The organism is Franconibacter helveticus LMG 23732, from assembly GCF_000463115.2.
GTDB lineage: Bacteria > Pseudomonadota > Gammaproteobacteria > Enterobacterales > Enterobacteriaceae > Franconibacter > Franconibacter helveticus.
The window spans coordinates 430,405-450,886 of record NZ_AWFX01000049.1; the positions used below are offsets into that span (position 1 = coordinate 430,405).

Consider the following 20,482-nt stretch of genomic DNA (forward strand, 5'->3'; position numbering starts at 1 on the left):
TGTATAGCTACGTCCTACGTTTAGTTAACAACGCTTTTGTGACGTAGTTAACTGACAGGACTGTTGCTGGCATATGGCAGAGAACAACAAAAAGCCTGACGATGAATCTCGCCAGGATGAAGAGAAAAAAGAGAATAAAGAGAACAAGCAGGGCGACGAGAAAAACAGCGGCGATAACGGGCGCAAGCGCCCCGGCAAAAAGCCGTTAATCATTCTCGGCATTGTCGTTGTCGTGATGGTTATCGTGGCGCTGGTCTGGTGGATTATGACCCGGAACGAAGAAACCACCGACGATGCCTTTACCGAAGGCGATGCCGTTACCGTCGCGCCGAAAGTGGCGGGTTACGTAACGGATCTGCGGGTAAAAGATAACCAGCTGGTGAAAAAAGGCGACCTGCTGGTGGTTATTGACCCGCGCGACGCGCAGGCGCAGCGCGACCAGGCGCAGGCGCAGGTGGGGCTCGCGGAATCTCAGTTGCACCAGGCTCAGGCGCAACTTGCGCTCGCAAAAGTGCAATATCCCGCCCAGCGTGACCAGGCGCAGGCGCAGGTGCTGAAAGCCGAAGCGGATCTCGCCAACGCCCGGGCCGAATATAAACGCCAGCGCGGCGTAGACCCGCGCGCCACCTCGCAGCAAAATATCGATACCGCCAGCGCTCAGTTGCGCAGCGCCGAAGCGGGTCTTGCCAATGCGAAAGCCCAGCTGGAAGTGGCAGAGCAGGTCAAACTGCAAATCCGTCAGCAGGAAACCAACGTCGAAGCGCGCCAGCGTCAGGTGGAGCAGGCCCGCGCCCAGTTGCAGACGGCGGAACTTAACCTTTCTTATACCGAGGTGCGCGCCCCGTTCGACGGCTACGTCACCAAACGTAACGTGCAGCTCGGCACGCTGGTGCAGGCGGGCAGCTCGCTCTTTTCCGTGGTTTCTCCCAACATCTGGGTGGTGGCGAACTTCAAAGAGTCGCAGCTTGAGCGCATGCGTCCTGGCAACAAAGTGACGCTTTCGGTAGACGCCTTCCCGGATATGGAGCTGGAAGGGCATGTCGACAGCATCCAGCAGGGTAGCGGCTCGCGCTTCTCCGCTTTCCCGGCGGAAAACGCCACCGGCAACTTTGTAAAAATCGTTCAGCGCGTGCCGGTGAAAATCGTTATTGATAAAGGGCTCCGCGCCGACCAGCCGCTGCCGCTCGGGCTTTCCGTGGAACCTAAGGTGACGGTGGAATGAGCGAGCACGGCCACGAGAACTGGAAACCCGCCAGCAACCCGTGGGCGGTGGCGATAGTCGTTACCCTCGCGGTGTTTATGGAAATTCTCGACACCACCATCGTAAACGTGGCGCTGCCGCATGTGGCGGGTTCGCTCTCTTCAAGCTACGACGAATCCACCTGGGTGCTGACCAGTTATCTGGTGGCGAACGGCATCGTGCTGCCCATTTCCGCCTTTTTAAGCCGTCTGTTCGGGCGCAAGCAGTTTTTCCTGATCTGCATTGTGATGTTCACCGTCTGCTCGTTCCTGTGCGGCATCGCGACCGAACTGTGGGAAATCATTCTGTTTCGTATTTTGCAGGGATTTTTCGGCGGCGGCTTGCAACCTACTCAGCAATCGGTGCTGCTCGACTATTTCAAACCTGAAGACAGGGGCAAGGCGTTCGGTCTTTCTTCCATTGCGATTATCGTCGCCCCGGTGCTGGGGCCAACGCTTGGCGGCTGGATAACCGATAACTACTCCTGGCGCTGGGTTTTCTTCATTAATATTCCGGTCGGCATTATTACGGTGCTGGCGATTTATCAGCTGCTGGAAGACCCGCCCTGGGAGCGCAAATCGCAAGAGAAGCTCACCGTTGACTGGACCGGCATCGGGCTTATCGCTCTGGGGCTCGGCTGCTTGCAGGTAATGCTGGATCGCGGCGAAGACGAAGACTGGTTCCTGTCGAACTTCATCCGCACCTTCGCGGTGCTGACGCTTATCGGCATTATCGGCGCTATTTTCTGGCTGGTTTACGCCAAAAAGCCGGTAGTGGATTTGCGCTGCATGAAGGATAAAAACTTTGCCGTCTCCAGCCTGCTGATGGCAGGCATGGCGATGATCCTTTACGGCAGCTCGGTGGTCATCCCGCAGCTTGCCCAGCAGGATTTAGGCTATACCGCCACCTGGTCGGGGATGGTGCTGTCGCCGGGCGCGGTGCTGATTGTGCTCACTATTCCCATCGTGCTTAAGCTCATGCCGATTGTGCAGACGAGGTACATTATCGCCTTCGGCTTCGCCTGCCTGGCGGCGTCGTTTTTCTGGTCGCGCACCCTGACGGCGGATATTGATTTTGAGACGCTGGTGCTGTTCAGAAGCGCCCAGTCCATAGGGCTTGGCTTCCTGTTTGTGCCACTGACCACTATTGCGTTTATTACCATTCCCCGGCAGTTAAATGCCGATTCCGCCGCGCTCTTTACCATGTTTCGAAACGTCGCAGGATCTGTCGGTATTTCGCTCTCGACGGCGGCGATAACGGAACGTTCGCAGGCGCACAGCGCTTATCTTAGCGCTCACGCTTCGCCCTTTAACGAGCAGTTCCAGCAGGCGATACGCCATTCAGCGCAGGCGATACGCGATTTCACCAGCCTTGCCGGCGACCCGCTGGGGATAGCGACCGGGAAAATGTATAAGACGATGATCGCCCAGTCGCGCATTCTCGCCTATATCGACGTTTTCACCCTTTTAAGCGTTGTGGCGCTGTTGTTGATTCCTTTTTGTTTATTGCTTTCGCCCATCAAAAGCGAAGGCTCCGCAGGAGCACATTAAGATGTCCAGGAGAGCGATTTTTCGACCCGCAGTCACTGCGCTTGCCTTGCTGGCGGCAGGCTGCGCCGTGGGGCCCGATTATCAGCGCGCGAAGCCTGTCACCCCCGGCGCATTTGGCGAAACCGCCCGGCAGAACGACGCGGGCGTGGCATCCAGAGCGCGCGCCACGGCGCCGGACCCGCGCTGGTGGCGCTCATTCAACTCGCCGCAGCTCGACAGCCTGATTGAGCGCGCCATTGCAGGCAATCTTTCGCTACAGCAAACGGTGTTGCGCATTGCCGGGGCGCGTGAGCAAATCACCCAGGCGGGCGGGGCGTTTTTTCCGGCGGTTAACGGCAACCTCAGCGCCACGCGCCAGCAGCTGGGGCTGAAGGGCGAGCTTAAATCCCATGACGTATATGGACAGCTGGACGATGTTGACCCGCAAATCAGCAGCGCGCTGGGGCCGCTGACCCAGCCCATCAACCTTTACCAGGGAAGCTTCGACGCCCAGTGGGAAATTGATCTCTGGGGCCGGGTACGGCGCCAGGTGGAAGCGGCGCAGGCGCAGCAGCAGGCGGCTATCGAGCAGCGCAACGACGCGCTGGTCTCGCTGGAGGCGGAAGTGGCCCGCGCCTGGCTGCAACTGCGCGGCGCGCAAAGCGTTATTACTACGCTAAACCAGCAGATAGCCTCGGCGCAGCAAACGCTGGAGCTGACCGAAAGCCGCCAGCGCGGCGGCCTTTCTCCACAGCTGGATGTGGAAAACGCCCGCGCCCAGCTTGGCAATTTGCAGGCGCAACTGCCTCAGTATCAGGCGCAGGCGCGCCAGGCGATGAACGGGCTGGCGGTACTGCTTGGCAAGCCGCCAGGCGCGCTCGACAGCGAATTGCAAAACGCGCAGCCGCTGCCCAAACTGCCGGATATCATTCCGGTCGGCGTGCCTTCCACGCTCGCCCGCCGCCGTCCCGACGTGCGCGAAGCGGAGGCAAACCTGCATGCCGCCACCGCGCAGATTGGCGTTTCGGTAGCGCAGCTATTCCCGAGCCTGTCGCTGACCGGCCAGTTCGGCTTGCGCAACAGCGAAGCGGATTACCTCACCGACTGGAGCAGCCACTTCTACAGCTTTGGCCCGCAACTCTCCATTCCGATTTTCCAGGGCGGACGGCTGGTCTCCAGCGTCAAGGTCGCCCGCGCTGAGCAGGGCGCCGCCGTGTTGCAGTATCGCCAGACGGTGCTGACCGCGCTCTCCGATGTGGAAAACGCGCTGGTGAGCTACCGCACCGATCAGCAGCGTGAAGCGGGGCTGAACAACACTATCCAGGCGTTGCAAACGGCGTTTGATCTTGCCAATGACAGCTACCGCAAAGGGATTGCCACCTTCCTGGATGTGCTTGACGCGCAGCGCCAGCTGGCGCAAGCCGAAGAGCAGCGCGCGCAGGCGCGGGTGCAGAGCAGCCTTGATCTGGTGGCGCTTTACAAGGCGCTCGGCGGCGGCTGGGAGCCTTACCAGAATGTCCGGCTGCCGGATTACAGCGTTTTCGGCGACGCCCCGCGCGGATAATCTGCTAACGGCGACGACTCTGGCCGGATACGCGCAGCGAATCCGGCCTTTTTACTGGGCGCGAAAATAATATTTTGACCGGACAAATTTAAGCATTTTTTACCCCACATAAGTTAATGACTGGCGGAATAATTCCGCTTTTACTTACTTAAGGGAACTAAGAATGCGTTGGAATAAAGATGTTGCTGTTTCGTATCTCCGTTCGCACGCTCTGGGGCACTCTCATAGTGAATGTGCTAAGTTTACCCGCCTGGCCATTCTGGCTGGAGGTGTAAAGGTGCCTCAGACAGATTATGCAAAAGATTATGGGGCGGAATTATTACGTGCTGGATTCCGCGAGCTGCCGCCCGGTTCAACTTTAATAGCTGGCGATGTGGCTGTGATACAGCCGTACCCCGGTGGAAATGGCATAGGTCACATGACTATGTATGACGGCAGGCAGTGGATTTCTGACTTTGTTCAAAAAAGCATGTATCCAGGGCCGGGCTACCGCAAAATGCAACCATCCTTTAAAATTTACAGGATGCATTGATGAAAAGGATATTTTTATCAGTCGTTATGTTGCTGGCGGGATGTAATTCTGCTGCTAATCAAGATCAGAGTGCGCAAGAGGCCACCGAATCATTTTATAAATCCTATCTTTGCGCATTCGGCAGCGATGAAGCCAGGCCTTATCCTGCCGACGAACTGCGTAAATATGTTTCTGCTGATACTATTGCGCGCATTGGCGCCATTCAGGAAATCTCTGAACAAGAGTTAATAGAGTCTGACTATTTTACCTATACCCAGGATTACTCTCGCGAATGGTTACCTGCGTTGCGGGTGGAAAACGCAAGGCCATTTTTAAACGGTGAAGTAGTCCAGGTAATTGAGGGGGCGGGTGACGGGAGAAGCATACACCTTGAAGTATTTCTTCGTCGTGAAGATGGTGCATGGAAAATCTACCGCGTTCGAGACATAACGAACAATCACGAGCACCCCATATTCAATGCCGGAGCAATTACCCAGGCAAGAGTTGCAGCACAAAGTGGGCTTTAAACATTAAACTTTCAATAAGCCTCGACGCCTGTCGGGGCTTTTTATTTCCATCAACCTCACAAAAAACGTACCTCCCCTTTGATCGAATTTTCATCTTCACCTATATGACTAGTCATGAAATTTAAATGACTAGTCATATACGGAGAGAGCATGAACAATTCGCTGCCAGCCAACTTTTTATGGGGCAACTCGGTGTCCAGCATGCAGACGGAAGGGGCATGGAATGAGGGCGGAAAGGGCATGTCGGTCTACGACATTCGCGAAGCCGGGGAGAACGTCTCCGACTGGAAAGTGGCGACCGACTCCTACCACCGCTACCGGGAAGATTTCGACCTGATGCAGGATCTGGGCATGAACTGCTACCGCTTCCAGATCTCCTGGAGCCGCGTTTGCCCGCTGGGTGACGGCGAGTTCAACGACGAAGGTATCGCCTTTTACGACCGCTTTATTGACGATCTCATCGCCCGCGGTATCGAGCCGATGGTCTGCCTCTATCACTTTGATATGCCGCTGGCGCTGGCGCAGGAATACAACGGCTTCAACGATCGCCGCGTGGTGGAGGCGTTTATCCGCTACGGCAAAAAGATGATCGACTGCTATGGCGACAGGGTGAAGTACTGGCTGACCTTTAACGAGCAGAACATTTTCCACATGCCGGAAGCCTTTCGCATTTCCGGTTACCTGAAAGGCGAGCAAACCCTGCGCGAGCTGTATGAGCTACAGCACCATGCGATGGTGGCGCACATGACGCTGACCGAATATCTACACCAGACGAAACCGGGGAAGCTGATGGGCGGCATGCTGGCGCACCAGCTGATTTACCCGGCCACCTGTAAACCACGCGATATCTTCTGCGCCCAGCAGTACGACGAATTCCTCAACCAGAACCTGCTGCGCGTCTTCGCAGGCCAGGGTTACAGCCCGGCGGTGATGGCGGTGGTGGAGCAGCAGGGCTTCGGTGATATCTACCGCGCAGACGATCTCGCGCTGTTCGCGCGCACGAAGAACGATTTTATGGCCTTCAGCTACTACGCCAGTAAAACGCTGGACAGTGATGCCATCCCGCAAGGCACGCCGGTGAACTATTACCTGCTGCACGGCGAAAAGAACAACCCGTACCTGAAGGCCACCGAGTGGAACTGGCAGATCGACCCGCTGGGCTTTCGCACTATCATCACCCGCTATGCCAACGACTGGCGGATGCCGGTCTTCCCGATCGAAAACGGGATTGGCGTGATTGAGTCCTGGGATGGCGTGAATCCGATTGAGGACACCTACCGCATCGACTATCACCGGGCGCATATCCAGGCGATGAAAGACGCAATGTTCGAGGATGGCGCAGAGGTTATTGGCTATCTCGGCTGGGGCTTAATCGACATTCTCAGCTCGCAGGGCGACATGCGTAAGCGCTACGGCGTGGTCTACGTCAACCGTGAAAATCACGATCTCAAAGACCTGAAGCGCGTGCCGAAGAAAAGCTACGCGTGGTTAAAACAGGTTATCCATACCAACGGACGCGAGATGTAAGCCGTACGCTGCCGGGCCGTTTTTGTGACTGATTAATGGGAAATATCCGCTATGTCTGAAACAAAAATAACACCGAATATGCAGTCTTTTGTCGACCGGTTTGTAGATTATTCCGCGCGTCTGGCAGGGCAGGTGCATTTGCGCTCGCTGCGCGACGCCTTCGCCATGGTAATGCCGGTGTTTATTCTTGCCGGGCTGGCGGTGCTGGTGAATAACGTCGTGTTTCCGTGGGTACTGGAAGGCGAGACGCTGGCGCGCTTTAAAATCTGGGGCGAGGCGATAATTAACGGCACGCTGAACATCGCCGCGCTGCTGATTGCGCCGATGATCGCCTGGTCGCTGGCGCGTAACCGCAACTTCGGCAACCCGGTGTCGGCGGTGGTCATCTCGCTGTGCAGCTTTATCATCATGATGCCCCTGCGGCTGCAAATTGTGCCGGAGGGCGGGCAGGCGACGGTAAACGTGACACAGGTGCTCTCCTTCGCCAATATCGGCTCAACCGGCATTTTCGCCGGCGTGCTGACAGGTCTTGTCGCCACCGAGCTGTTTATTCGTATCTCCGGCATTAACGCCCTGAAGATCTCCCTTGGCGAGAATGTGCCGCCCGCGGTCAGCCAGTCATTTTCAGCGTTGTTGCCGACCATTTTTACGCTGTCGATTTTCGCTATCGTCGCGGCGTTGCTGGCTTCGGTGCTGCACACGGATTTGATTCATCTCATCACCACGCTTATCCAGCAGCCGCTGCGGCTTATTAATACCAGCCTGCCGGGCACCCTTTTTATCTACAGCTTCGGCAATTTCCTCTTCACGCTCGGTATTCATCAGTCGGTGGTGAACAGCGTGGTGCTGGAGCCTTTTTTACTGATTAACACCAATGAGAACATGCTGGCCTTCGCCAACGGCCAGCCCATCCCGCACATCATCAATAATATTTTCGTCCCGACCTTCGGCATGATTGGCGGCACCGGCAGCACGCTGTCGCTGCTGATCGCTATCTTTCTTTTCGCCCGGCAGAAATCGTCAAAGCAGGTGGCGAGGCTCGCCATTTCGCCGGGGCTGTTTAACATCAACGAGCCGGTGATTTTCGGGCTGCCGATTGTCTTTAACCTGCCGCTGATGATCCCGTTTGTGCTGCTGCCCGCCTTTGGCATTTTGTTCGCCTGGGTTTGCACCACGCTTGGGCTAATGTCGCGCTGCGTGGTCATGATCCCCTGGACTACGCCGCCGGTATTAAGCGCCTGGCTTGCCACCGCTGGCGACTGGCGGGCGGTGGTGGTGCAGTTGGCAATCATTGTTTTTGGTGTATTCTTTTACCTGCCTTTCCTGCGCATTGCCGAGCGGGTGGCGATAAAAAACAGCGAGTTAGCGGATTAATCACACTGAGAAAAGGGAACGGCGGATGGCGGCGAAATACATTACTATCGCGCGGGAAATTAAAAAACGCATCATCAGCCAGCAGTATCCCGCGAGCGAGCCGTTGCCCGATCAGTTCGCGCTTGCCGGGGAGTTCAACACCAGCCGGATGACGATCCAACAGGCGATGCGCCAGCTGATTGTCGAAGGGCTGGTCTATACCCGCCAGGGGCTCGGCACTTTTATTCGCAAAAACGCCTTGCAGCTTTCGCAGTGGGATCTGCCGGGCAGCGACTATTTCGGCGCCACCAAAACCTGGGAAAATGTCGGCACGGTAACCAGCCGGATAATCAAGTTCGAGCTGCGCTTCCCGGATGAAAAAGAGCAAGCTTCGCTGCTGATTGACGCCGATGCGCCCGTTTATGATTTTATTCGCCTGCGTTTGCTTGATGGCGAGCCGGTGTCGCTTGAGTTTACGTTAATGCCGGTGCAGCTGGTGCCGGGGCTAAACAAAAGCCATCTGGAAAGTTCGGTGTTTCGCTACGTGCAAGAGACGCTCGGGCTAACGCTAATGGGATCTTACCGCGTGGTGCGGGCGCTCAAGCCGAATGATAAAGACCGGGAATATTTGCAGTGCAGTGAAACTGACCCGGTGCTGGAGGTAGAGCAGGTCATTTATCTGGATGACGGCACGCCGCTGGAATATGCCCACTGTCATTACCGCTACGATCACGGCGGCATCATTATGGTCAATCACGGATAAAAAAACGGCGGGTTATGCGCCCGCCGTTTTTGTCCGTGTTTTATCGCTGAGGTTAGTTCAGGCGCACCGGCATACCGGAGCGGTTCTGAATAGCCTGCTCAACAATGTTCTGATCCACATCAGCCTGGCTGGAGACGGTTTGCACCGCGCTGGTCAGCGTTACAGGCACAACTTCGTTGTTGTTGATCTGATCTTCGCTGGTGGAGAGCGGGTTGTGCACCTCGATATAGCGGCTGCCGTCCGGCTCGGTGGTGGCTTTCACCGGTTCGTTGATGAACTGCACGCGTGTGCCGACCGGCACGTTTTCGAACAGGAACTTGATGTCATCGTTACGCAGACGCACGCAGCCGTGGCTTACGCGCAGGCCGATGCCGAAGTTCGCATTGGTGCCGTGAATAGCGTAAAGACGACCAATATAGAGCGCGTACAGGCCCATCGGGTTGTCCGGGCCTGCCGGGACAACGGCTGGCAGCGGTTCGCCTGCCGCAGCATATTCCGCATGCATTTTGGCCGTCGGCGTCCAGGTCGGGCCCGCTTTTTTACGTTCCACCTTGGTCACCCAGTTCATCGGGGTGTCTTTACCGAGCTGGCCGATGCCGATAGGCAGCACAATCACGGTGTTGGTATCTTTCGGATAGTAATAAAGGCGCATTTCGGCGCTGTTGATAACGATACCTTCATGCGGCGTATCCGGCAGGATCAGCTGCTGCGGAATATTAAGGATGGTGCCGCCTTTCGGCAGGTACGGATCCACGCCCGGGTTAGCTTCCAGCATGTTGGAAAGACCCAACTGATATTGAGCGGCAAAATCTTCCAGCGGCAGGGTATTGCCTTCCGGAATGGTGATAACCTGGTTTTGTCCAACCAGGCGGCTGCCGTCCGTTGGTAAAGGATAAGTCACGGCAGCGGCGGTCTTACAAAAACCGACAACAGCAAAAGCTGCCACTAAAAGCGTACGTAATTTCATATTCATCTTATGCGAAGTTGTGTGCCAGACTGGCCGTGTAGTTAAGTAACAAACCGATACGGGAGCGCATTATATGTGCATTCTCCCCCCCAGGGAATTCAGATGTGTATGAAATCACATTTTTTCCCCTCGTTTACATTTTAGCCGCCGCATTCACCGGGCGAATTAAATTAGGAGTTGTGGCATACTGCGGGGTTTATCACACTTTTTTGCAGGACATTCCCGTGTTAGTTACCAGCAACGTCACCATGCAGTTCGGCAGCAAGCCGCTGTTTGAAAACATTTCCGTCAAATTTGGCGGCGGCAACCGTTACGGCCTGATTGGCGCTAACGGGAGCGGCAAGTCCACCTTTATGAAAATTCTCGGCGGCGATTTACAGCCTTCCGCCGGCAACGTCTCGCTCGATCCTAACGAGCGCATCGGTAAGCTTCGCCAGGATCAGTTCGCTTTTGAACAGTTCACCGTGCTGGATACCGTTATCATGGGCCATGCGGAGCTGTGGGAAGTGAAGCAGGAGCGCGACCGCATTTACGCGCTTGCGGAAATGAGCGAAGAGGATGGCTACAAAGTGGCTGACCTCGAAGTGCAATATGGCGAAATGGACGGCTATTCCGCCGAAGCGCGGGCAGGCGAACTGCTGCTTGGCGTGGGCATTCCGCTGGAGCAGCATTACGGGTCGATGAGCGAAGTGGCGCCGGGCTGGAAGCTGCGCGTATTGCTGGCGCAGGCGCTCTTCTCCAACCCTGATATTCTGCTGCTCGACGAACCGACCAACAACCTGGATATCGACACCATCCGTTGGCTGGAGCAGACGCTCAACGAGCGCGACAGCACCATGATCATCATTTCGCACGACCGCCACTTTCTGAACATGGTCTGCACCCATATGGCGGATCTGGACTATGGCGAACTGCGCGTCTACCCGGGCAACTATGACGAATACATGACCGCCGCGACGCAGGCCCGCGAGCGTCTGCTGGCGGATAACGCCAAGAAAAAAGCGCAGATTGCCGACCTGCAATCTTTCGTCAGCCGCTTTAGCGCCAACGCCTCGAAATCCCGTCAGGCGACTTCCCGCGCCCGCCAGATTGATAAAATCAAGCTGGAAGAGGTGAAAGCCTCCAGCCGTCAAAACCCGTTCATTCGCTTCGAACAGGATAAAAAACTGTTCCGTAACGCCCTTGAGGTAGAAGCGCTGACCAAAGGCTTCGACAACGGCCCGCTGTTTAAAAATGTCGGGCTGCTGCTGGAAGTGGGCGAAAAGCTGGCAATCCTCGGCGCTAACGGCGTGGGTAAATCCACGATGCTGAAAACGCTGGTCGGCGAGCTGCAACCCGATAACGGCACCGTTAAATGGTCTGAAAACGCGCAAATCGGTTACTACGCGCAGGATCACGAATATGAGTTCGAAAACGATCTGACCGTTTTCGACTGGATGAGCCAGTGGAAGCAAGAAGGGGACGACGAGCAGGCAGTGCGCAGCATCCTGGGCCGCCTGCTGTTCAGCCAGGACGACATCAAAAAACCGGCGAAAGTGCTTTCCGGCGGTGAGAAAGGCCGCATGCTGTTCGGCAAGCTCATGATGGAAAAACCGAACATTCTCATCATGGACGAACCAACCAACCACCTGGACATGGAATCTATCGAGTCGCTCAACGCTGCGCTGGAAATGTACCAGGGCACGCTGATTTTCGTGTCTCACGACCGTGAATTTGTCAGCTCCCTGGCGACCCGCGTCATGGAGATAACCCCAGAGCGCGTGGTGGATTTCTCCGGTGGGTACGAGGATTACTTGCGCAGTAAAGGCATCGAATAATTTTCCCGTCGTCTTTCCCGTCGTCTTTCGCGCCGCAGCGGCGTTGGCTGCGCCTGCGCACCCCGGTCACTTACTCAAGTAAGCTCCCGGGGATTTGCAGGCTTGCCGCCTTGCTTCAACACGAAAGCCATAGGGAAAGCGGCATTTTCCCGTCGTCTTTCGCGCCGCAGCGGCGTTGGCTGCGCCTGCGCACCCCGGTCACTTACTGAAGTAAGCTCCCGGGGATTTGCAGGCTTGCCGCCTTGCTGCAACACGAAAGCCATAGGGAAAGCGGCAGTTTTCCTGTCGTCTTTCGCGCCGTAGCCTCGTTGGCTGCAACACGAAAGCCACAGGGAAAGCGGCAGGCGGTGCCCGTTGCTTTTCGCGCCGCAGCCTCGTTGGCTGCGCCAACCGCGACAGACGCAACGCCATAAAACAAAAGGCGGGCCATTGGCCCGCCTTCTCTTTTTGCTTGCCTTCAGAGTGCCCAGCGATCCGTTTCCACGCCGTTAATCACCAGACGGCGGGTTTCACCCGCAGGCAGCGTGACGCGCAGTTCGCGCCATGCCGGGCGGTAGTCGCCTTTGGCGTCAAGCTTGACATGCACAGCGTCAGCGCTGCATTGCATCTGCCAGTTTACCCACAGCGCATTGCCGTCTTTATATCCCCATGACTCGCCGTCATCTTCAAACAGCTCACCGCGCGCTTCGCCAGCGCCTTTTAGCGGGAAAAGCTTCAGTTCGCGCTTGTCGTCGCTTTGCGCATCAACATGGCGCAGGCGCGAGGAGAGCGGCAGGCCCGCGCCAGCGCGCGCCAGCAGCGGCAGGGTTTCCAGCGGCGCGTTCAGCGTTATCTGCTGGCCGCCGCTGTACCAGGCGCCGGTGTAAAAGTCATACCAGCCTGCATCGTTGGCCGGCAGCCACAGCGTACGTTCGCGCTGCCCTGGCTCCACCACGCTTGCCACCAGCAGGTCGCGGCCCAGCATGAACTCGTCACACTCCTCGAAAGTGCGGGGGTCATGCTCATGGTCAAGGAAGGTCGGACGCAGCATGGGTTCATCGTCGGCATGCGCCTGCCACAGCAGCGTATAAAGGTAAGGCAGCAGCCGGTAGCGAAGCTCAATAGCCGCGCGAATGGCAGGCGTCGCCGCCGGGTACATCCAGGGTTCGTTAACCGTATGGTCGTCGTTCCACGAGTGAATGGTAAAGCGCGGATGCATAACGCCGTTCTGCACCCAGCGGACAAACAGCTCCGCGTCTGGCTTGTCGCCGGAAAAGCCGCCTACGTCGTGGCCCACGTTATACAGCCCTGAAAGGCTCATCCCCACGCCCATGCGGATGTTATAGCGCAGCGTTTCCCAGTTGGTGCGGTTATCGCCGCTCCAGGTTTGGACATAACGCTGCATGCCCGCACAGCCGGAACGGGAGATCAGATAAGGGCGTTTTTCCGGCGCGAAACGCTGCTGCGCTTCCATTGAGGCGCGCATCATCAGCAGCGGCATGACCGGGCGAATATGCTTAATGGCGATGGGAGCGTCGAAGCCGTGACAGCGCGCTTCGCCGTCCCACACTTCGTATTCGTTATTATCATTCCAGGTGGAGTCAATCCCCATCTCCAGCAGTTGGGTGGTTACGCCTTCCTGCCACCAGGCGATGGCCGCCGGGTTGGTGAAATCAAGGTGCGACCCTTCGTCGTCCCAGAAGCTCGAACGCTCCGGCGCGTCGCTTTCGGAATCACGAATAAACAGCCCTTTCTGCGCCACTTCGTTATAGCGAGGATGATCCTGCAACAGGCACGGCTTAATGTTGGCGGCAAGCTTCAGCCCCGCCTCGTGGAATGCGCCGCTCATCGCTTTCGGCTGCGGCACTTTGTCGTAGTTCCAGTTAAAGACGTAGCGTTTATTGTTGATAGAGGTGTAGCCCGAAGAGAGCTGGAAGGAGTCGCACGGGATCGCATGCTCTTCGCACAGACGAATAAAATTCATCAGCTGGTTCTGCGCGTCCGGCGCGTCGGTGTAATGCATGGTCGAGCCGCTGTAGCCGAGGCTCCATTTTGGCCCGAAGACTGTCTTGCCGGTCAGCCGCACAAAGGCTTTTGTTACGTCCAGCACGCGCGGGCCGACAAACAGGTAATAATCGATATCGCCCGCTTCCGCCTGCCAGCGGCGGTAGGGTTGGTGATAGTTGTCGATTTCGTTGCCCAGATCGAGCCAGCAGCTGCTCAGGTTGTCGTAAAAGAGGCCGAAGCTCACTTCGTCGCGGCGCGTAATGGTAAACGGAATATGTTTATAGAGCGGGTCGGTGCTTGCCGCGTTATAGCCCATGGCGTCCAGGTTGCGCATTTCATAACGCTTGCCGGTGCGCTCAAGCGGCCCGGCCTTTTCGCCAAGGCCATAAAAGCGGTCGTTTTTCTGACGACGCTGATAGTGCGCCACGCCGTCGCCATGCGCGTTGAGCAGATAAGCGCTGGTGGGGCGATCGGCTGTCAGGAACTGCCACTCGCCCGCCTCGTCGCGGTAGTGCCACTCAAGCCACAGCGGCTGATGCACAGTAACGCGCAGCTTATCGGTAGCAAGCGTTAACCGCTCCGGCGTCTCTTCCAGCGTAAACCCAGGCAGGCTGAAGCCTTCAAGGCTTTCCCGATCCCGTCCTTCCCAGGGCACGTCGTTTTCCGGCGCGATGCTCCAGGTGCGGTTAAGGGCGAGTTCGCCGCGGCGTTTGACCAGTACGCGGAACATCCCTTGCTCCAGCACGCAGAGGCAAAGCCGATGTTCTCCATCCACCGTTAACTCGACGTGGTGCTTGTCTGACTGCGTTAATTTCCAGTGTTTGAGCGTTTTCATCTTAACTATCCATTTCAGGCGCGTTTTGCGCGGCGTTCAGCAATAAAAGCGATAAGGAAGAAGGCGCCAATCAGGTCGAAAAAGCCCATGGCGATAAAGAGCGGGTTGAAGCCGATTTTGTCGGCGGTTACGCCGATAATCAGCGAAAAGATAAAGCTGGCAATCCATGCGCAGGAGCCGCGCATGCCGTTTACCGTCGCCATCTGGCCTTTATCGAACGACTCCACCACCAGCGCGCTCAGCATGCAGGAGATAATCTGGTGGCCGAAGCCGCCGATGGAGATCAGCACGATGGTGATATACGGGTCGCGGGTGAGGGTGACGATAGCGAGCGACACCATCAGGAACGCGCCGGTCACCGAGCTTGCCACCACAGAGTTAACGCGGGTGCAGCCGAACCAGCTCACATAAAGCTTCGTCAGGTAGCCGCTGGCGATAGAGCCGAGATCGGCGGCAAGGAAAGGCAGCCAGGCGAACATGGCTATCTGTTTTAAATCCATGCCGTGCTCTTTGGCGAGATACAGCGGCACCCAGAAACTCATCACCGCCCAGGCGGGTTCCGCCATAAACGCGGGAATGGCGATGCCGTAAAAGCGCTTGTTTTTCGAAACGGTCTTCAGCGCGGTAAAGAACGGCAGCTTGACGGCGGGCGGTTCGTTATCCTGCTTGATAAACGCCAGCTCTTCTTTGCTCAGCCGCGGGTGCTGTTCCGGGTTGTAGTAAAAAAGCCACCAGAGCACGACCCAGCCCAGCGCCAGGATGCCGGTGAAGAGAAACGCGCCCTGCCAGCCGAAAGTCGCATGCGCAAAGTAGATAATCGGCGGGGCAAGCATAGCGCCAATCGAAAAACCGACGCCCGCCCAGCCTGCGGCGACAGGACGTTCCTTTTTAGGGAACCATTCGCCCAGCGTTTTGGCGTTAGCGGGGGTGGCCGCCGCTTCGGCGCCGCCCATCAGAAAACGCAGAATGGCCAGATGCAGCCAGCTTCCGGCGCCAGCGTGGAAAATGCACATCAGCGCCCAAAGCGAAGCGCAAATTAAAAAGCCGAGCTTGAGGCCGATAACATCGATAAGCCAGCCGCACAAAGGCTGGAAAAGGGTGTAGGCAAGCTGAAACGCGCCCACAATCCACGAATACTGTTCGGTAGTAATGCCGAGGCTGGTTTTCAGCTCCGGCGCCAGAATGCCCAGCGAGTTGCGGGTAATGTAGTTAACGGTCACGCCCATTAAAAACAGCACCAACACCCACCAGCGCAGGTTGCGGATGACGCGTTTGCTTTTCACCGCCGTCATCTCCTGATTGATACCTTGGCTCATCTCTTTCTCCACGTTCGGTTGGCGTTGCCGTACCTGTTCGGACTGTGCGTCCCCCGCAGGGCGAGAGACGGCAGAGATTTCTTTATCTCTTTGAATCAACGCGATTTATGTAGGGTTAAACGAAAAGTGGCGCGCCAGTATGTGGTCGCGATTTTGAGAGTAGGGCAAGCACTGGAATGGTAGTAGTGTAATTTATGCAAAAATTTTCATAAAATGACGCTATTACGGAAATGAATAACGTTATGAGCCACTATTGCAGCCTTTTTTATTCATGAAAATTTATTCATTTCACAAACGGAGATGGATCACAAAATGAGTAAAAAGTTAAAGATCGCCGAAATCGCGGCGCAAACCGGGCTTTCCGTCAGTACGGTTTCACGCGTGCTGGCGGGCAAGGCCAATACCAGCGAAAAAGCGCGGCGTAAGGTGCGCGCCTGCGCCGCCCAGCTTGGCGTAATGGATGGCCTGGCGGCAGGGCGAATGCTGCTGAACAGTCTGCTGGTCTTTGCGCCGCAACGGGCTTTTGATGAGCGCTCAGACATCTTTTATCACCGCGTTATCCAGCGCATCAGCGGCGCGTTGCAGGCTTATGAAGTCAGGCTGCGCTACTGCGCGCTGGAAGAGAACGACAGCGACGCCAACCTTTTTCTGGCCCGAATGAACGAGCCGGAAACGGAAGCGGTAGTGCTGTTAGGCATTGACGATCCGCATATTCACGATCTCGCCGCCGACCTTGGCAAACCCTGTGTGTTAATTAACTGTCGCGACAGCCGCATGCGTCTGCCCGCCGTCTCGCCCGATCACCGCCTGATTGGCGAGTTCGCCGCCCGCTACCTTTTTGAAATGGGCCACCGGCAGGTGCTGAACCTGCTTTGCCTGCGCCGTTACACTATGGAGCTGCGTCTGGCTGGCATCCGGGACGCCTGGGAGGCGCAGAACCTGCATTTCGACGAAGAACAGCACCTTATCGCCGCGCAGAGCTTTAGCGCTAAAGAGAGCGAGGCGCTGGTCGCTGCGTATCTTTCCGCCCTTAACGGCCCGCCGCCAAGCGCGCTGCTGGTGGGGGGCGATTTTATGGCGCAGGGCGCGATGAATGCGTTGCAAAAAGCGGGGCTGCGGGTGCCGCAGGACATTTCCGTCATGAGCATTGATGGTTTCAACCTGGCGGCTATCCAGGATGTGCCGCTGACGGCGGTACACGTTCCGCGTGATGAACTGGGGGAGGAGGCGGTGCGGATGTTGCAGCACCGGCTGGTGCGCCCGCAGGCGGCCTGCGGCACGCTGTTGCTGAACGGCACGCTGGCGGTGCGCGATTCAGTGCGCCGTATTCGCTCCGGCAAAGGCCACACCGCCGTACAGCGCGACGGCCTTTACGATTAAGCCTGTAAAGACCGCCGGCGGGGCGGTTTTCGTTTACTGCCCGCCGCACACCTCGCAGCCGGGATTTCGCGGCAGCTTCATCTCGCGGAACTGACAGCGAAGGGCATCATACATGACCAGTTTCCCGCTGCACGGTTCGCCGTAGCGCGCGAGCAGTTTGATCGCCTCCATCGCCTGCAACGCGCCGATAACGCCGACCAGCGGCGCCATCACGCCCGCTTCGACGCAGGTCAGCGCGTTTTCGCCAAACAGGCGGCTCAGGCAACGGTAGCAAGGCTCGCCGGGCTGATAAGTAAAGACGCTGATTTGCCCTTCCATACGTATAGCGGCGCCGGAGACCAGCGGCACTTTATGGCTAAAGCAGCCCTGATTAAGCTGGTTACGCACCGCCACGTTGTCGGTACAGTCGAGCACCAGGTCATGGCGGGCGATAAGCTCGCCGAGCGCCGCGTCATCCAGCATGGCGTTAACGGTTTCAATAACGATATGCGGATTCATTGCCGCCAGCATCGCGCGGGCGGACTCCACTTTTGGGGTGCCGATGGCCGCGTCGCGGTGCAAAATTTGACGCTGCAAATTAGAAAGCGCGACCGTATCAAAATCCAGCAACGTAAGGTGGCCCGCGCCTGCGGCGGCAAGGTAAGGCGCCGCCGCGCAACCCAGCCCGCCAAGCCCGACAATTAACACCCGCGCCGCCTTCAGCCGCTCCTGGCCGTCAAAATCGAAACCGCGCAAAATAATCTGCCGGTTATAGCGCAGCATTTCAGCATCGGTTAACGCTTCCACATCAGCCTCCAAACAGGTGATTAAAACATTCAACGGTGACCCATTCGCCAGGCTCGACGTTGCCGCGCTCGCGTTCCAGCACGACAAAACAGTTGCCCTGACTGAAGGAGCTAAAAATATGCGAGCCCTGGTGGCCGGTGGTGACCACTTCCGGCTGGCCGTCCTCGCCGTTGCGCAGTACGCCGCGCTGAAAATCGAGGCGGCCAGGGGATTTTTTAAAACGTCCCGCCGCGCGGACTTTCATGCGCAGAGGCGCTACAGGCTGCGCGCCGGAAAGCTTCAGCAGCAGCGGCTGCACCAGTTGATAAAAAGTCAGGGCGGCGGAAACCGGGTTGCCGGGCAGGCCGCAGAACCAGCTGTTGGGCAGGCGGCCGAAAGCAAAAGGTTTGCCCGGCTTGATAGCAAGCTTCCAGAAGCTGATTTCACCCAGTTCTTCCAGCAGCGTTTTGGTGTAATCCGCTTCGCCTACCGAGACGCCGCCGGAGCTTATCACCACATCCGCCTGACGGTCGGCTTCAATAAACGCCTGGCGCAGCGCCGCCGGGTCATCGCGAATAATCCCGAGATTGATCACCTCGCAGCCAAGCTGCTCTAGCATGAGCTGCACCGCAAGGCGGTTGGTATCGTAAATCTGGCCTTCATCAAGCGGCTCGCCCGGCAGACGCAGCTCGTCGCCGGTAGAGAAAACCGCAACGCGGAGCCTGCGCACCACTTCCACCTCGGCAACGCCCAGCGAGGCGAGTACGGGCACCTGCGCCACGCTCATTTTCTGACCGGCTTTAAACACCACCGCGTTTTTCGCGATGTCCTCGCCGCGCAGGCGAATATTCTGTCCGGCGCGAACCGTTGCGCGGATCAGCACGCCGTCATCAACAACCTGGGCCTCTTCCTGCATAACGACCGCCTCGCAACCGGCAGGCACCGGCGCGCCGGTCATAATGCGAATAACGCTGCCTGCTGGCCATTCGCCGCTAAACGGCTGGCCGGCAAACGCTTTGCCCGCCACCGGCAGAGGTTTCTCAGGCGTCAGATCTGCCAGCCGCACGGCGTAGCCGTCCATGGCGGAGTTATCAAACCCCGGTACGTCGATGGGCGAGCTGATATCGCGCGCCAGTATGCGGCCAAAGCACTGCGAAAGCGGCAAGGTTTCAGCGTCAGTAAGGGGAGAAAGCGACGCGAGCATCTTTTCAAGGGCGGCGTCGAGCGCCATCAGTCCGGCGGTAGGTTCCATCTTATTACTCCTGCGCGGGAAAAGGGAAAGCGCCCATTATGGCAGAAAGGGTAACTGATAGGCATGTTTCGCGTAGCAAGCCACGCGCGGGCTTTACATCACTATTGGCTCTTTCTATATTCAAAATTCATATGAAGTCGCGGCAACGATAATGATATTTATAAAAAAAGTGCGGCCAGGTCACAAAAACAGAGCGATGGGTCAATGGCAAAAGCGGTAATCGCCATACACGGCGGAGCGGGCGCGCTTGCCCGCGCGCAGATGAGCGCAGAGCAAGAGCAACGTTACATTGAGGCGCTGTCGGGCGTAATCGAAGCGGGCCAGACGATACTGGCGCAGGGCGGCAGCGCGCTTGATGCGGTAACGGAAGCGGTGCGTCTGCTGGAGGAGTGTCCGCTGTTTAACGCCGGCATCGGCGCGGTTTTTACCCGGGCAGGCACCCACGAACTCGACGCCTGCGTGATGGATGGCAACACGCTTAAAGCGGGCGCGGTAGCGGGCGTCAGCCGTCTGCGCAACCCGATCCTGGCCGCAAGGCTTGTGATGGAGCAGAGTCCGCATGTGCTTTTGACTGGCGAAGGCGCCGAGCTGTTCGCTTTTGAGCATGGCGTTGAGCCTGTCTCGCCGTCGTTGTTCTCCACGCCCGAACGGCGCGAACAGCTTGCGCGCGCCCGCCAGCAGGGCGAAACGCGGCTTGATCACGACAGCGGCCCGCTGGACGAAGACCAAAAATTCGGCACCGTCGGCGCCGTTGCCCTCGACGAGCATGGCAATCTGGCGGCGGCGACCTCTACAGGCGGCATGACCAACAAGCTGCCGGGCCGGGTGGGCGACTCGCCGCTGCCTGGCGCTGGCTGTTACGCCAACAACGCAAGCGTTGCGGTTTCCGCTACCGGCACGGGAGAAGTGTTTATCCGAACGCTTGCGGCTTATGACATTGCCGCGCTGATGGACTACGCCGGGCTAAGCCTGCAACAGGCAAGCGAGCGGGTGGTGATGGAAAAGCTGCCTGCCCTTGGCGGCAGCGGCGGCATTATCGCCGTCGACCGTGAAGGCAACGTAGCGATGCCCTTTAACAGCGAGGGGATGTATCGCGGTTTTGGTTATGCAGGCGATGCGCCCTGCGTTGGGATCTATCGCGAATAAGGAG

16 protein-coding genes are annotated in these 20,482 nt (G+C 57.5%); 11 read left to right on the plus strand and 5 right to left on the minus strand.

Going from position 1 to position 20,482, the window contains the following annotated elements:
• The first annotated feature begins 73 nt into the window (after positions 1-73).
• From DW56_RS17090 to DW56_RS17125, 8 genes are all read left to right on the plus strand, one after another.
• A complete protein-coding gene (locus DW56_RS17090; protein WP_024554400.1) occupies positions 74-1,222 on the plus strand; it encodes an HlyD family secretion protein in 1,149 nt (382 codons plus the stop codon).
• On the plus strand, positions 1,219-2,790 hold the full coding sequence (locus DW56_RS17095; RefSeq protein ID WP_024554399.1) for a DHA2 family efflux MFS transporter permease subunit: 1,572 nt from the start codon (positions 1,219-1,221) through the stop codon (positions 2,788-2,790). Before DW56_RS17090 ends, DW56_RS17095 begins: the two co-directional genes overlap by 4 nt.
• Before the next feature lies 1 nt (position 2,791).
• Complete coding sequence (locus DW56_RS17100) at positions 2,792-4,333, plus strand: efflux transporter outer membrane subunit (protein ID WP_024562201.1); 1,542 nt, start codon at positions 2,792-2,794, stop codon at positions 4,331-4,333.
• A 163-nt stretch (positions 4,334-4,496) separates the two neighbouring features.
• Positions 4,497-4,865, plus strand: a complete 369-nt coding sequence (locus tag DW56_RS17105; RefSeq protein WP_024553166.1) for a hypothetical protein — start codon at positions 4,497-4,499, stop codon at positions 4,863-4,865.
• Positions 4,865-5,371: a YqhG/Tai3 family protein gene (locus DW56_RS17110; protein WP_024553165.1), complete on the plus strand. Its 507-nt coding sequence runs from the start codon at positions 4,865-4,867 to the stop codon at positions 5,369-5,371. Before DW56_RS17105 ends, DW56_RS17110 begins: the two co-directional genes overlap by 1 nt.
• A 150-nt stretch (positions 5,372-5,521) precedes the next feature.
• Positions 5,522-6,898 (plus strand): glycoside hydrolase family 1 protein, encoded by a 1,377-nt coding sequence (locus tag DW56_RS17115; protein WP_024553164.1) that lies wholly within the window; start codon positions 5,522-5,524, stop codon positions 6,896-6,898.
• Positions 6,899-6,949: 51 nt separating this feature from the next.
• The gene (locus DW56_RS17120; protein ID WP_024553163.1) at positions 6,950-8,272 is read left to right on the plus strand and encodes a PTS sugar transporter subunit IIC; all 1,323 of its coding nucleotides are present in this window, start codon (positions 6,950-6,952) and stop codon (positions 8,270-8,272) included.
• 25 nt (positions 8,273-8,297) lie between these two features.
• The gene (locus DW56_RS17125) at positions 8,298-9,014 is read left to right on the plus strand and encodes a GntR family transcriptional regulator (protein WP_024553162.1); all 717 of its coding nucleotides are present in this window, start codon (positions 8,298-8,300) and stop codon (positions 9,012-9,014) included.
• A gap of 52 nt (positions 9,015-9,066) precedes the next feature.
• Here the strand turns inward: DW56_RS17125 and ldtB are convergent, their stop codons facing one another.
• Complete coding sequence (gene ldtB, locus DW56_RS17130) at positions 9,067-9,987, minus strand: L,D-transpeptidase (protein WP_024553161.1); 921 nt, start codon at positions 9,985-9,987, stop codon at positions 9,067-9,069.
• Between the two features lie 218 nt (positions 9,988-10,205).
• Between ldtB and DW56_RS17135 the strand changes: the two genes are divergently transcribed.
• Positions 10,206-11,798, plus strand: coding sequence for an ABC-F family ATPase (locus DW56_RS17135; protein WP_024553160.1), 1,593 nt, complete (start codon positions 10,206-10,208; stop codon positions 11,796-11,798).
• Positions 11,799-12,255: 457 nt separating this feature from the next.
• Here the strand turns inward: DW56_RS17135 and DW56_RS17140 are convergent, their stop codons facing one another.
• On the minus strand, positions 12,256-14,619 hold the full coding sequence (locus DW56_RS17140; protein ID WP_024562200.1) for a glycoside hydrolase family 31 protein: 2,364 nt from the start codon (positions 14,617-14,619) through the stop codon (positions 12,256-12,258).
• A gap of 14 nt (positions 14,620-14,633) precedes the next feature.
• On the minus strand, positions 14,634-15,947 hold the full coding sequence (locus DW56_RS17145) for an MFS transporter (protein WP_071789772.1): 1,314 nt from the start codon (positions 15,945-15,947) through the stop codon (positions 14,634-14,636).
• A 288-nt stretch (positions 15,948-16,235) separates the two neighbouring features.
• Here DW56_RS17145 and DW56_RS17150 point away from each other — a divergent pair, with 288 nt between their 5' ends.
• Positions 16,236-17,315: a LacI family DNA-binding transcriptional regulator gene (locus DW56_RS17150; RefSeq protein ID WP_161808554.1), complete on the plus strand. Its 1,080-nt coding sequence runs from the start codon at positions 16,236-16,238 to the stop codon at positions 17,313-17,315.
• A gap of 33 nt (positions 17,316-17,348) precedes the next feature.
• Here the strand turns inward: DW56_RS17150 and moeB are convergent, their stop codons facing one another.
• Together moeB and moeA are read right to left on the minus strand one after the other, a co-directional pair.
• On the minus strand, positions 17,349-18,101 hold the full coding sequence (gene moeB, locus DW56_RS17155; protein ID WP_024553147.1) for a molybdopterin-synthase adenylyltransferase MoeB: 753 nt from the start codon (positions 18,099-18,101) through the stop codon (positions 17,349-17,351).
• A 1-nt stretch (position 18,102) separates the two neighbouring features.
• Complete coding sequence (gene moeA / locus DW56_RS17160) at positions 18,103-19,332, minus strand: molybdopterin molybdotransferase MoeA (RefSeq protein WP_024553148.1); 1,230 nt, start codon at positions 19,330-19,332, stop codon at positions 18,103-18,105.
• Positions 19,333-19,536: 204 nt separating this feature from the next.
• On the opposite strand from moeA, the gene iaaA reads away from it, so the two are divergent.
• The gene (iaaA, locus tag DW56_RS17165) at positions 19,537-20,478 is read left to right on the plus strand and encodes a beta-aspartyl-peptidase (RefSeq protein ID WP_024553149.1); all 942 of its coding nucleotides are present in this window, start codon (positions 19,537-19,539) and stop codon (positions 20,476-20,478) included.
• The last annotated feature ends 4 nt before the right edge of the window (positions 20,479-20,482 follow it).